General features: G+C 61.7%; 9 protein-coding genes. All 9 read right to left on the minus strand.

The features are described 5' to 3' along the window. Positions 1-27: 27 nt before the first annotated feature. The 9 genes from ASD95_RS08760 to tssC are packed head-to-tail and all read right to left on the minus strand — an operon-like array spanning position 28 to position 14,236. Positions 28-3,900: a type VI secretion protein IcmF/TssM N-terminal domain-containing protein gene (locus ASD95_RS08760; protein ID WP_056723969.1), complete on the minus strand. Its 3,873-nt coding sequence runs from the start codon at positions 3,898-3,900 to the stop codon at positions 28-30. 30 nt (positions 3,901-3,930) lie between these two features. Further along, on the minus strand, positions 3,931-4,644 hold the full coding sequence (gene icmH / locus ASD95_RS08765) for a type IVB secretion system protein IcmH/DotU (protein ID WP_056723971.1): 714 nt from the start codon (positions 4,642-4,644) through the stop codon (positions 3,931-3,933). After that, entirely contained in the window at positions 4,641-5,984 is a 1,344-nt protein-coding gene (tssK, locus tag ASD95_RS08770; RefSeq protein ID WP_056723973.1) for a type VI secretion system baseplate subunit TssK, read from the minus strand. The genes icmH and tssK overlap by 4 nt, the downstream gene beginning before the upstream one ends. Further along, positions 5,981-6,736 carry a type VI secretion system lipoprotein TssJ gene (gene tssJ, locus ASD95_RS08775; protein WP_082562940.1) on the minus strand — a complete coding sequence of 252 codons (756 nt, stop codon included), beginning with the start codon at positions 6,734-6,736 and terminating at the stop codon, positions 5,981-5,983. The genes tssK and tssJ overlap by 4 nt, the downstream gene beginning before the upstream one ends. Positions 6,737-6,759: 23 nt before the next feature. Continuing rightward, positions 6,760-9,363, minus strand: coding sequence for a type VI secretion system ATPase TssH (tssH, locus tag ASD95_RS08780; protein ID WP_056723975.1), 2,604 nt, complete (start codon positions 9,361-9,363; stop codon positions 6,760-6,762). Next, positions 9,360-10,430, minus strand: a complete 1,071-nt coding sequence (gene tssG / locus ASD95_RS08785) for a type VI secretion system baseplate subunit TssG (RefSeq protein WP_056723977.1) — start codon at positions 10,428-10,430, stop codon at positions 9,360-9,362. The genes tssH and tssG overlap by 4 nt, the downstream gene beginning before the upstream one ends. After that, a complete protein-coding gene (gene tssF / locus ASD95_RS08790; protein ID WP_056723979.1) occupies positions 10,394-12,226 on the minus strand; it encodes a type VI secretion system baseplate subunit TssF in 1,833 nt (610 codons plus the stop codon). The genes tssG and tssF overlap by 37 nt, the downstream gene beginning before the upstream one ends. Further along, positions 12,226-12,708 (minus strand): type VI secretion system baseplate subunit TssE, encoded by a 483-nt coding sequence (tssE, locus tag ASD95_RS08795; protein ID WP_034150988.1) that lies wholly within the window; start codon positions 12,706-12,708, stop codon positions 12,226-12,228. The genes tssF and tssE overlap by 1 nt, the downstream gene beginning before the upstream one ends. 25 nt (positions 12,709-12,733) lie before the next feature. Continuing rightward, a complete protein-coding gene (gene tssC, locus ASD95_RS08800; protein WP_056723981.1) occupies positions 12,734-14,236 on the minus strand; it encodes a type VI secretion system contractile sheath large subunit in 1,503 nt (500 codons plus the stop codon). Positions 14,237-14,238: the final 2 nt, after the last annotated feature.

Raw genomic sequence — 14,238 nt, forward strand, 5'->3', positions numbered from 1 at the left:
CGGTTCCCAGACTCAAGGTTCGGCGGCTCACAGCGCTTGACCTTCTTTGGCGTTGAGCGCGCTCAATGCCTTGACGTTGGCCAGGTCCGTCAGCTTGACGCCGCCGTAGTTGCGCACGGCGAGGCTGACCGGACCACTGCTGGTGTTCCAGCTGAAGCGTTGCTGGATACCGTCCAGATCGTTGACCCGCGCGCTGTCGTTCATCCGCAGCAGGCCCCAACGGCCCGGGTAGTCGAACACCGTGATGCGTTCGCCGGAAAGGGTGACCACATCCAGGCGAGCACCCGGCGTGGTGGTCGTGCCCGGCCACGAGAAGCGGCTCCAGCTGGTCTTGCCGTTGCGGTAGTGCTGCACCTGGCCGTCGAGGGTGAAGATGATGTCGGTCAGGTTGGCGGAAGGTTCGAGCATGATCTCGAAGCCGTTGTCGCGGTCAGACAGGCTGGCGATCACCTGGCCCAACGAGCTGGCCTTGTCGATGCTGTTGACCATGTTCGGGTTGACCAGCGGCGTTGCCTTGCTGTTGCTGCTCATCCCCAGGCCTTCGCCACCGGACAGATTGCCGATTTCGTTGCGCTTGAAGTTCGGCAGCAGCCCGGATTCGGGGTCGACGAAACGCTGCAGATCCTTGACCGACGCTTCGTTGCGGCTGCCGGGCGCAATCGGGTAACGGTGCGCCATGACCTGTTCCCACGGCTTGGCAATCTGCTGTGCCCAGGCTTTGGCAATCTGCTGGCCAGCCGGGTCGCGCAGGGTTTCCCAGGCAAACTGGATCGGTGAGCTGAACAGGCCTTGCAACGAAGTGGACAGACCGCCCTGGCTGGTGTCGACGGTGGTCTCGACATAGTTGCGCACACTGGTCACTTCACTTGGCAGCCCTTCGAGGGTTTCGCTGATTAGCTGCTTGCTGCTTTTGCCAACGTCCTGGGAGCGCTGGATATTGTTCATCCGCACCTTGAGTTTGCGCAGGGCCGCGAGGTAACGGTCCATGATCGTGCTGTCGGCGCCTTCGGCGTTTTGCACCGCAAACACCCGCGACACTGGCTCGAAGCGCTTGGCCAGGCTGCCGTCGTCGACCGCTGGCAAAGGTGAAGTCAACGTGCTTGGCGATGCATTTTTCCCGTCGAAAATCCCGGTGACGCTGCTCCAGAATCCGTCATCGGGCTTGATGCCCGCTGGCAGGGTTTCGCGAGGGGCAGGGACATCCCATTGGGTGTTGTCGTTGACCGCCGCCAGGAGGATTTTCACCGGCGAGTTCTGCACGTCGCTGAGCAGCGACAGTTGCTGGGTCGCATTGGCCATGTCGGTGAAATGGCGAATACCGACGCTGTCGATGAGGGTGTACCAGGCTTGCGTGTAGTCGCGCTTGTAGCGCGTCATGAATTCACGGATGAAGTTGGCCTTCTGCACGATGCTGTCGGCGCCTTCGCCGTCGAGCACCCAGTCCGATTCGTTTTGCAGGTTGCCCGACACCAGTTTGATCAGCTCTGGCTTGACGAATTGCTCCCAGCCCTGGCGGGTGAAAATCGCCGGAACCGCTTCGGTGCCGTACAGCAACTGGCGGCCGGGCATTGGCACCAGGTCGCTCAAGCCAACGGCCGGGAACTGACGGCCGGATTCGAGTTGCAGGCGCAGGTATTCACGGTCCACCAGCGAGCTGGAAATCATGAAGGACTTGAGGCTGTTGCGGGTTTCGCTGATGAGCTGCTCGTTGCGCGACAAGGTCGGTGCCTGGCCATTCTTGAGCAATTGCACATAGACCGGCGAGTTGTCCTGAATCACCGCCGTGCTGACAGGATTGTCGGCACTGGCGGTGTTCGCCCAGGCCACCGGCAATGCAGCGCCGACGAATTCAGGGTCTGGATGGGTGCCCGGTTGCGTGAGCATCAGGTAGAGCTTCAGCGCGTTGTAGGACTCGATGATGGACGCGACTTGCCGCTCATCCAGCCGGCCGAGCATTTCCTCGGACAGCGAAAGCCCACCGGTGGTCGCCGACAAATCAGCGGCATCGCTCGCGGTGGCAGGGTTGCGCAGTGCCGTCAGCGCGTCCCCCCGTGCCTTGTTGGCGGCACCCTTGGCGGCACCGGTCAGGCGACTGGCAACATCACCGCCACTGCGCGGCAGGTTGTTCAAGCGCACCGGCAGTTTCTGGCCCTGCACGCGGGCCTTGAGCGAGTCGGCTTTGTTTGACGCAGGCACAAAGCTGTTCTGCGCATCCATGGTCTTGGCGAACTCATTGAAGGCGCGCATCTGCAATTGCAGTTGCAAGGTGACCGGTTCCAGCGCCTGGGTACGCAGTTGCTGCAAGTAGGCGGCCTGCGCGACGCGGTAGATGTCATCACCACGATAAAGGCCTGCGCCAAGTTGCAGCGGCACGCCTTTGGCACGGTGCTTCTCGATGGCCGAGAGTTGCTCGCGCAGCAGTTCCAGGCCTTGGCCCGAAGCGAGCAACCCGGCACGCTCCGGGGACTGTTGCAGCTCGGTCAGTTGCCCGCGCAATGTGGCCAGCCATTGGCGGTTGTTCTGGAACGACAGGCCTTGCCAGCCAATGAACGCAACCCCGGCCAGTACCGCCAGGCCCAGCAGGGCAGGGCTGGCGGAGGTGTTCTTGCCCAGGCGCGACTGATAGAGGGTCAGGTCACGGTCGGGGAAGATCACCCGACGGAACGTATCGGTGATGAAGTAGCTGCGGTCGCTGATTTTCTTGCCGCTGCTTGGCTGCGGTTGCTCATGTTCCGCTTGCAATGCAAACGACTCGGCCAGGTCGTCTTCATACACCTGGCTCAACTGCTGGTCGGTCTGCAAGGCGCTGGTGAAATACAGCCCGCGCAGCAACAGTGGCGCACCGCTGCGACCGGTCTCGGCGAAGTGCTGGAGAAACTGCTCCAGCACCCCCGACAGCTCGGCGAAATAGTTCGGGAAGTTCAGCAGGGCGCTGTTGGCATCGGCGCCCAAGGCAATCATCTGGGCGTCGACGTGACGGCGAATATGGCCGTGCAGGTTGGCCAGCTTGGCATCCAGCACCGGGCGCAAGCCCTGGTTGCGGATCTCGGACAAGCCGAAGGTCATGCCCAGCGGTTGCTGGCGCTCGTTCAGGTCCAGGCCTTCAAATGCCTGGCTGAAGCCCGGCAGTTGATCGGTCTTGCTCAGCATCAGGTAGATCGGCGGACTGGCGTCCAGGCAATCGTTGTATTCCTCGATGCGCGACACCAGTTGGGCGGCCAGTTCGTTGCGCTCGGCGGCGCTGCACGCCAGCAGTTCCGGCAGGCTCACCACCAACACCAGACCGTTGACCGCGGCCTTGCTGCGCTGCTTTTTCAGCATGCGCAGGAAGGCGGCGAATTCGCTGGCCGACGGGTCGTCCCGCAGGTAGCGACCGGCCGTGTCGATCATCACGGCCTCGGGGCTGAAATACCAATCGCAATGCTGGGTGCCGCTTTGGGTGTCATTGGCGCTGCTGGCAATGCTTGCGGACAGGCCCGAACGGGTCAGCAACGAGGTCTTGCCCGCTGCCGACATGCCGATGACCAGGTACCACGGCAAATCGTAAAGCGCCGACGAACCGCCGCCACCGGCCGAACGGTCGGCGCGCAGCATGGCGATGGCATGCTTGAGGCGTTCGCGCAGCACTTGCTGATCGCGGAATTCACCAGTGGATTTGAGCGAACGATCGACTTCGATCTGCACCAGGTTTTCAAGGTTGTGCTCGGCGCGGATGCGCTTGTACTGACGCAGCACAATGATCAGCAGGTAGAAGGCGCTGACGATCGCCATTGCCTCCAGCGCATAACCGCGCAGCCAGCTCACGTGCGGGGCCACGAACCAGCAGACCGCCAGGCTCGCCAGCCACAGGACGGGAACGAGGAACCAAAAACTTTTCAACGAGCGCAATAATGTCTTCATGTCTTCCTGACTCGATTACCTGACCTGTTTTCAGGCACTGAACAGCTGGCTGATTTGTTCGGACAATGCGGCCAGGTCTTTGCCCAGCAACCAGTCCAGCGTCAGGTAGACACCCGTGCAGACCAGCGCAATCAGCGCCAGGTAGAGCCAGAGGGGCACCTCATGGCGCAGCATCTGCGAGACCTGGTCGGGCAACGCCCAGTCAGGCGAGAGGGCCTTGGGGGTCTTGCGAAAGCGCGCGATGTCCTGGCCCAGGGTATTGGCCAGGTAACGCAGCTGGTCCTTTTGCCCGAGGCTGAACTTGCCTTCGAAACCCAGGGCCAGGCACAGGTGGTAAACCTCGAGCACGTCGAGGTTCTGTTTGACGTCGCCACGCAGTGCATCGATTTTTTCGAAGAAACCTTCGCCGGCCAGGTGCACGCCGAAATAGCGGAACTGCAGCGGCTGCAATTCAAAGTGCCGGCGCAACTCGTTGTCCCCGGAGCGCAACACGCTTTCATCGAGGAAGGCACACAGGGCGTACTGGGTGTCTTTCACCTGTTCAACGCTGTAGTTGGCGCCACGGGCATCGCGTTCCAGCGCCTTGAAGAAGGTGTCGACGCTCGCCTCGAAGGCGCTGACCGAAGTCACCTGGCGACCCTTGCGCACGATCAGCGCCATGCTGATGAAATCCTGCACCAGATCTTTGAGGGTCGGTTTTTCACGGGCGGCCGCAACGGCGCCTTGCAGTACGGCTTCGGTCATTTGAGTACCGCCATCAGTTCAAGCTTGAGGTTGGTGAACGCGCTGGGCGCATAGAAAGAGATGGCCTGGGCACTCATCATTCGCTCGTACACCCGGCCATGGGGTTCGATGGAGAAGTAGTGATTGTCCAGTCGCACCGGAATCGCATTGGGCAGGCGTGTCGAGTGATTGAGGGTGACCCCCGGCATGGCGCTGTTGACCACCACTTCGATGTCTTCCGGCGAGCCGACCTTGAACGCTCGCGGCACCAGTTCCAGCAGGCTCGCCCCCGGCATGTCGGCGTGCACGGAGATGTAGAAGTCCGCCTCCGCCAGTCGTGGGTCGTGCAACTGCCCTTGCCAGTACGAGGGTTTGGTCTGGGTCAGGTTGATCACCACACACTGGTTCGGCACCACGTTGTCGAGCAGCACGCGAATCATTTCGTCGAGCTTGACCAGCGAGGCCGCCGGGTCGTGGTGGTCGTACTCGGGGATGTCGTTGAGCTGGGTGTCCAGCGAGAACGTCAGCAAGCCGCCGGCGAGTTCGGCCAGGAACAGATACAAGCGCTCGGGGTGCAGGCGCGGATGCGCGAGCAGGTGGGCCAGGGCCGGGTGGGCACGGTTCACCGTGTTCAACAGCCAGAACAGGGTTACGTCACTGGAGCCGAACTCGGCGATCTGGTCCGCGCGCTCGCGACGACGGCCCGACAGCGCCTTGCTCTTGGATTGCAGGGCGCCGAGCAAACGCTTGCCCAGTCCGATCAGGGTGTCGTGGGTGCCCAGGTGCAGCGTCGGGTGCACAAAATGCCCGTCGAGGTTGAAGCCACCGATGTTGTTGCGCGACAGCCGGGCAATCGGGCACCAGGTGTAGCCATCGAGGTTGTCGCCGTCGATCAGCATCACCACGTTCAGGCGCAGGCTGGTGATTTCGTTTTCCAGGTCGCCTTCGTTGAGGTCCGGCAAGGTGTCGAACTGCTTGCGAAAGCGTCGCCCGGTCTTTTGTTCCTGGCCGTCTTCGACGTAATTCATGCCGAAGGGCTCCGGCAGCTTCAGCGCGGCGTAGACCTTCAGGTCGTTACCCTTGAGCAAATCCTTCAAGTCACGAGCCGCCGGCAGCGGGTCGTGCTGCGGTGCGTCGAACAGGCTGCCGTCGGGGAACACCAGCTTCAGCCGCTTGAGTTGCAGGGAGCCGGTGGCGAGGGCTTCCTCGTCCACTTCCAGCAACTGCACGCCCCAGTGAAAAGGCGTGTTGCGCAGGGTCGCCTGCGCCAGCTGATGCTGGTGGAACTCATCCTGATACTGGAAATGTTGTGGCAAAAGGAACATGCCTTCGGACCACATCACCCGGCTTTGCTTACTCATTGAGCGCCTTCCAATAATGAATTCAATTTCGAGTCCACGGCTTTTTGCGCAGAGCCAACGGCTTTGTCCTGGACCTTTTGCACCACGGCGTCCTGAACACGTTCGGTCAGTGTCGGTTCGGCAGACGGGTCGGGCTGGGCGGTGGCCTTGGCCAGTTGCTCCTGGGTCTTGGGTTTGTCCAGGACATCGACACCGCTGACGGCGGACACGGTGTTGTTGTCCACCAGCACCCGCAGACCGTCGGAGGAGAACCAGATGCCGTCCTTGCGCAGGGAGTTGGCATCAAACGCGACCTTCCAGTGGCTGTTCTCGTCGGTGCGGAAAAAAGCCGCGACACCGACATAGCCTGCCGCCTTGTTCAGCGGCCACTTGTCGACTTGCCCCATGCCCGGCAACAGGGTGATTTCGCGGTTTTCGATCAGCGTATTACCGAGAGCCTTTTGCGGGTCGTCCCACAGCGAGTCGGCATCCACCGAGGCAAAGCGCTCCAGCGACGTCAGCTGGTACACGCGCAGCACCACCGAAAGCGGTTTGCCGGACGCGTCGGGATTGAGCTGGTTACCGCCGTCGGACGTCAGGATGACTTTCTCGTTGTCGTCGAACAGCATGTCGCCGGCCCACGTGTCGTCCACGCGCTTGCCGACCCGGTCGGTGACGCCACAGGCGCTCAGTACCGCCATCATCGCCACCGCCGTCAGGCATTTGGCCAATGCCGTTTTCGCGGGACGCTTCCCTGAATATCTCTTGTCCATGACCACTACCTGTAAATGCCCGATCAGTTCAGGCGATAGGCGAAATCGCCGTCGCTGCCCAACTCGATGTTCAAACTCTGAATCGGTTTGTCCTGCGCCATGCGCTCCAGCACCCGTTGCGCCAGTTCCGGCATCAGGGTCTTGGACAGAATGTTGTCGATGTTGCGGGCGCCGCTGTCGACTTCCGTGCAGCGCGAGGCAATGGCCTTGACCAGCGCCTCGTCATAGCTCAGGACAGCCTGATGATTACGCTCGAAGCGCTGGCGAATGCGCGCAAGCTTGAGTGCGACGATGCGCTCCAGAATCGCGTCCTTGACCGGGTAGTAGGGGACGATGGTCAGGCGGCCGAGGAAGGCCGGCTTGAACACCTGGTTCAATTCGTCACGCAGCCCTTCGACGATATCTTCCGGCGTCGGTTGCGGCTGGGCATTGAGGCACCACTGCATGATGCGGTCGGTGCCGGTGTTGGACGTGAGGATGATCACGGTGTTGCGGAAGTTGATCTCGCGACCTTCGCCGTCATCCAGCACGCCTTTGTCGAACACCTGGAAAAACAGTTCGAGCACGTCCGGGTGGGCCTTTTCCACTTCATCGAGCAGTACCACGCTGTAAGGCTTGCGCCGCACGGCTTCGGTCAGCACGCCGCCCTCGCCATAGCCGACATAACCCGGAGGCGAACCCTTGAGACTGGAGACGGTGTGGGCTTCCTGGTACTCGGACATGTTGATGGTGATGACGTTACGCTCGCCGCCGTACAGGGTGTCGGCCAGCGCCAGTGCGGTTTCGGTCTTGCCGACGCCGCTCGGGCCGAGCAACAGGAACACGCCGATCGGTTTGTTCGGGTCTTCCATGCGTGCGCGGGAAATCTTGATGCGCTTGCCGATTTCCTGCAGTGCGTGGTCCTGGCCGAGCACCCGTTCGCCCAGCAATGCCGGCAGGCGCTGCACGGTGTCGATTTCGTCGCGCAGCATCTTGCCCAGCGGGATGCCGGTCCAGCCGGAGATCACTTCACCGATGGTGCCGCCATCCACCAGGGCATGCACCAGCGGTTGCTCACCCTGGACGCTGGCCAGTTCGGCGCGCACCGCGGCAATCTCCTGGGTATCCGGTGCCTGATTTTCCGGATGGCTGAGGGCGCCGAGTTTTTCCACCAGTTGCAGCTCGCGTTGCCATTGCTGTTCGAGGGCATCGCGGGCCTGCTGTTCGCTCAGCAGTTCGGTGTTGAGGGCGGTCAGGCGGCGGGCATGGTCGCTGCCTTTGGCGGCTTCCTGTTGCAGTACCGAGATCTCCGCCTGCAGATTGTCGATCTGGCGCTTGCAGTCTTCCAGCGGCCCCGGCTGTGCCGATTGCCCCAGGGCGACCCGGGCGCAAGCGGTGTCCAGCACACTGACGGCTTTGTCCGGCAGTTGGCGCCCGGTGATGTAGCGATTGGACAGGCGCACGGCCTGCACCAGCGCTTCGTCCATCACCGTGACTTTGTGATGTTCCTGCATCTTGGCCAGCAGGCCGCGCAGCATGTGGATCGCCTTGTCTTCGTCCGGCTCTTCGACCTTCACCACCTGGAAGCGACGGGCGAGGGCGGCATCTTTCTCGAAGTACTTCTTGTACTCGGCCCAGGTGGTCGCCGCGATGGTGCGCAATTCGCCGCGAGCCAGGGCTGGCTTGAGCAGGTTGGCGGCATCGTTCTGCCCGGCCTGGCCGCCCGAACCGATCAGGGTGTGCGCTTCGTCGATGAACAGAATGATCGGGTGCAGGCTGCGCTTGGTTTCTTCGATGACTGACTTGAGGCGGTTTTCGAATTCGCCTTTCACCCCGGCACCGGCTTGCAACAAACCGAGGTCCAGGGTATGGATGGCGACACCTTTGAGCACCGACGGCACGTCACCCTGGATGATGCGCAGGGCCAGGCCTTCGACCACGGCGGTTTTGCCGACGCCAGCCTCACCGGTGAGGATCGGGTTGTTCTGGCGGCGGCGGGTGAGGATGTCGACCATCTGCCGCACCTCGAACTCGCGACCCAGTACCGGATCGATCCGGCCTTCGCGAGCGCTTTGCGTGAGGTTGATGGTGTACTGATCGAGGGCCGGTGTCTTGCCGTTGCCTTTGACCGGGCTGGTGTTGGCGGCTTCTGCAGTGCCCAGCGGTTTGGCCAGGGCCGATTCGGCGCTGCCTTCCACCAAGGCGTTGAGGTTCACGCGCAAATCGTCGGCGTTGATCTTCTCCAGCTCGGCCGCCCCCGCGATCACCACCCGGCGCAGTTCGTCGTCATCGAGCAAAGCCTGCAACAGATGACCGGTGCGGATCTGTGCCTGGCCGAACTCGATGGAGGCCAGGACCCACGCCTGTTCGATCATGCGGGTCAGGTGCGGCGACAGCGCCGGGGTGCGCGTATTGCCCTTCTTGAACGTCCCCAGTGCCGTCACCAACTGCGCCTGCAAGCGCTCAGGCACCACGTCGTAATGACGCAGGATGGCCGGCAGGTCGTTGTCGTGGCCGTCGAGCAATTGCAACAACAGGTGCTCGATTTCGACATCGTAGTGGTGTTCCGACAGACACAGTGCCGCGGCGCTTTCGGTGGCGGTACGGCTGGTGTCGTTGAGCTTGGCGAACAGGGACTTCAGGTTCACAGGGAGATCCCATCAAAAGGAATGTGGAAGAGCGCGCAACGGGAGGGTTCCACGTCGACGCCTGGTCGTTTGAGCCAGCCGAGCCGGCCCAGCGAAAGATTGCCCTGGCGACCCAGGCGGGCGACGGGTACGGACTGCGGTTTGAGCTTTGGCGCCAACTGGAAATCGAGTTCCGCGCCCACATAGAAACGCACCAGTTCCACCAGCTTCCGGTAGTCCTCGGTGCCTGGCTGGAAGCGTTGATAGTCGGCCAGTTCCAGCGGGCCCATCTCGATGCGCACGCACGACTGATAGTCCCAGACCCGATTGCCGGCGACGGCGCTTTGCCCGAGCACGGCGTTCTTGCGCCCCAGTTGCGTGCATTGGCTGGCGTCGAGTTTCAGCCAGCGACCGGCAAACGGCTTGACCTTGAATGGCAGCGAAAAATAGAAAGCCAGCATCACTTCCAGGTTCAACGCGTTGCGTGGCTTCTGGGCGAACAGGCCGGAGAAATAGCTGAACAATTCACGGCGCAGGGGCGAGCCTTGTTTGTCGAATTTCTGCTTCTGCGCTTCGGGGCCGAAACCCACCAGGTTGAGCAGGTAGCGGTCGAAATCCGAGGTGCCGTTGCGTTCGTACTCGATGTAGAACTTGTACTTTTGCCAGGCCTCGTAGAACAGCGTGGTCATGCGGTGCGAAAAGATGTCGAGGAACGCATGGGCCGCGTCATCCCGGTACTGGATGTGCCGCTCGATCAACAGCTCGGTGTACGGACGCGGCAACACGCCCGACGGCCCGACCAGCCCCATGAAGGTGACTTGCATCTCGGACAGCGGCAGGCCGGCCACGGACACCTTGCCTTCACGCTCGAATTGCAAATCGCTGACTTCACTGGCCGGGAAGTTGAGCGACAGCTGCGAGCGAAAACGCAAAGGGTCTTCGTGCGGTCGGGTTTGCAGGTCCATGCGCCCGGTTCTGCTGTAATGCAGGCGAAGCAAGCGCACCAACTGGAAAAACTCGAATCGGTGCGGCTCAGCCCGTGCCTGGTCGATCAGACCAGGGGTTGATCGCCGGTTCGCGGTGGCCATTGGACGACTCTCTTTTCGCGCTGCAAGGTGCGAAGGGTTAATTGGGTAAAGCTGTTCATCGAGCAGTACTGACCAAAGAAGTGATCGAGCACCATGCCGAACAAAAACACACCGCTGCCGGTGTACTGGCTTTCATCGAAATTAAGGGTGATGCCGACGCCGCGCACGAAGTTCGGCCGCGGGTGGCCGATGCGCGCGACCACAGGTTCGCTGCTGACCGAGACGATGCCGTTGATCTGTTTGCGGATCGCCGACACGTTGCGGTAGTTGTAGAGCGACAACAGCTCCAGCAGCACCTCGCGACCGCGGGACACCAGCGACATGTGGTTCAGCGACAGGTGCGAAATCAGCCGCCAGATCACCCCGTTGCCCAAGGGCACCCGCGCGGTGGCGGTGGGCTTGCGCAGGCAGCGGATGTCCTTGATCACCGAGTTACCGGGGATATTGAAATCGCCGCGCTCGCCGCCGAACGGCAACATCAGGGGCAGGTCACGGTTGCTGCAGGTCAGGCGGATGCTCAACGCATCGTTGTTGGCCTCCATCAACCCCAGCTCGCGATCCACCACCCGGATAAACACGTTCGAGCCATCGCGCTGGCCGCTCTGTACCGCTCGGCGCCGGGCAATCCAGAAGCTTTGGCCCGGGCCCTGATCGCCACGGGGTTCGAAAAACGGATGGCAGGTGCCGACCTGATCGATGCCGCCGACCTTGCGCACGCGCCGCACGCGATCGATGGACACCACTTCGGCCGAGCCTTGCAGGCGCACATCCGGCGTCACTGCGTATTCGTGCTGGGCGTGGGTCAACTTGATCGGCTCGGCCTGCTGGCGGAACAGGTTGATGATCGGCGTGCAATTGAGCTTGAAGTTATTGCGCCCGATGTTTTGCGTCAGGCGCGCCAGGCGGTCGCTCAGGTCGTAGTCGGAAAAGTAGAAATTGACCTCGACTTTCTCGACGTCCTTGCCCGCCAGAATCCGCGCAAAACCCGACAGGTCGAAGAACATGAATTTGTCGGGGAAGGTGAAGTATTCGTGCAGCAGGCGGTAGCCGAGGAACGAGCGCTCGGAGTAGTCCACCAGGCCTTCGTCCAGACCATAACCGACGGCTTTCAACGCGTTGGCCGGCAAGACGACCTCGCGGGTGCGCCCCTGATCTTCAAAGGTCAGCGTGGCCTTGGCCAGGTTGTTGAACAGCAATTCGTACAGTTGCAGCATCAACGTGCTTTCGCCGTCGAGGAAGAACCGCAGGCTGTCCAGTTCCAGCTTGCCGAACAACACGTCGGAGGTCGCCACCAGGCCGATGCGCAGGCGCGCGACCAGGTCAGCGCTGTGGCCGTTGAACGCCGAGCGTTCCATCTCGATAAACGATGCCTGTTGCACCGACACCGGCCACAGCTCGACCGGGTAGCAGGTGCGGAATTTACACACCACGCCATCGATCGGGTTGGCGCTGAGTTCGGTATGCCGGGGCACACGGAAGGCTTCGGTGACTTTTTCCTGCTTGCCCAGATTGAATTCGACGATCGACATCGACGGGGTAGGGCGCAGGTAATGCGGGTACAGCACCTCGAGAAACGACTCGACGATTTCCGGCAGCTCGTCGTCGAGTTTTTTGTGCACCCGCGCCGACAGGAACGAGAAGGCCTCGATCAAGCGCTCGGTATGCGGGTCTTCGCAGTTATCGCCCTCGATGAGCAACCGCGAAGCGATTTTCGGGTACTGGCTCGCGAACTCCTGGCCCAAAAAGCGCAGGTGCGACAGTTCCTTTTCGTAATAGGGCAGCAGATCGTCGAGCATCAGTTGAGGTTCTGCACTTTGTATTCCTGGGTGTTGACCTGCAGCACCGCGTCGAAGGACACCTGGCGGGTGACGTCTTGCAGGCGCAGGACCGCGTCCACGCGAAAGGTCAGCATGCGTTGGCCGGTCTGTTGGGCGAGCAGTTGCACTTTGACGCTGCGAAAGCGCCGGTCGCCGACCGTGATCGCTTTCTCCAGTTGCCGCTGGATCAACAGGCGATCCTTCGGATCAAGCACGCTGCGGCTGGTGAAATCCGGCATGCCGTAGTCGAGGATGCTGCCGCTCAGGTTGACGAAACCGTCCAGCTCGTTGGCGACCAGGGACTGGCGGGTGTTGACCAGGATTTCCAGGTCGCGAACGATGCTGGCCTTGTAATCGGCCAGCGAACACAAGCGCTGCGATGACGCTTCGATGGACTGATGCGGACGATCGTCCAGCAATCGGTCCAGCAGTGATGGCAACAGCTTGTGTTGACTGGTCATGGTGCCTCCCTGGCAATGTGCCCGATCAGCCGCGGGTCGATTGCGGCAATTCAGCGACCAGGCGCAACGAAGCGGTCAGCTCGTCCAGTTGGTAGTGCGGGCGCAGGTAGGTCACGGCCTTGTATACCCCCGGCTTGCCCGGCACCTCGAACACCTCGGCGCGGGCTTCGCGCAACGGGAACTTGGCCTTGGCTTCCTGGCTCGCGGTGTCGTCCAGCAGCACGTAGCTCGACAGCCACTTGTTGAGGAACAGCTCGACGTCCTTGCGCGAGGCGAAGCTGCCGATCTTGTCGCGCATGATCGCCTTCATGTAGTGGGCGATGCGCGAGGTGGCGAAGATGTACTGCAACTGCGCGGAAAGCCGGGCGTTGGCATTGGCGATGTCGGTGTTGTACTGCTTCTGCTTCTGCGCCGACTGGGTGCCGAAGAACGCGGCGTAGTCGGTGCCTTTGCAGTGCACCAGCGGAATGAAACCGAGGTCCGACAGCTCTTTTTCACGGCGGTCGGTGATGGCGATTTCGGTCGGGCACTTGAGGGCGATTTCACCGTCATCGGTCTTGAACGTGTGGGTCGGCAGACCTTCCACCAGGCCACCACCCTCGACACCACGGATCGCCACGCACCAGCCGTAACGGGAAAACGCATCGGTGACCCGGGTGCCCAGCGCGTAGGCGGCGTTCATCCACAGGTATTTGTTGTGGTCGCGGCCATCGACGCTTTCGACGAAGTTGAATTCCTCGACCGGCGTGGTATCCGGGCCGTAAGGCAGGCGACCGAGCACGTGGGGCAGGGTCAGGCCGACATAACGGGAGTCTTCGGAGGCGCGGAACGACTTCCACTTGGCGTATTCGACGGTGTCGAAAATCTTCGCCAGGTCCCGTGGTCCGGACATGTCGGTGAACGAATCCCAGCCGAACAGCTCAGGCGAGGCCGCCGAGATGAACGGTGCGTGGGCGGCCGCGGCGACGTGGGAAATCTCTTCGAGCAGGTACATGTCTTCCGGGCTGCGGTTGAACTCGTAGTCACCCAACAGCATGCCGAACGGTGCACCGCCGAAGGTGCCGTATTCTTCTTCGTAGATCTTCTTGAACAGCGCGCTCTGGTCGAATTCGGAAGCGGCCTTGAGGTCACGCACCAGGTCTTTCTTCGACGCATTGAGCAGGTGGATCTTCAGCGTGGTACTGGTTTCGGTCTGGTCGACCTGATACTTCAGGCCGCGCCAGGACGCTTCCAGCTGCTGGAACTCACTGGCGTGCATGATCTCGTTCATCTGCTCGGAGAGCATCGCGTCGATCTCGGCGATGCGCGCATCGAGCACGGCGATCAGGTCCTTGCTCGGCGTCATTTCGCCTTCCAGGATCTGGTTGACCAATTCACCGATCAGGTCGCGGGTGCGGGTGCGCTCGGTCTCGGAGCGGGCCACGCGGCTTTGCGAAATGATGCTGTCGAGCAACGAGGATTGCGCGGTGAAGCTATCCACTTCAACCAGCGTGCTGTCCTGTTGAGTCACGGTTTGCTTGTCGTTCATCG

This window comes from Pseudomonas sp. Root71 (genome assembly GCF_001429045.1).
In the GTDB taxonomy this organism is placed as follows: Bacteria; Pseudomonadota; Gammaproteobacteria; order Pseudomonadales; family Pseudomonadaceae; genus Aquipseudomonas; species Aquipseudomonas monachiensis.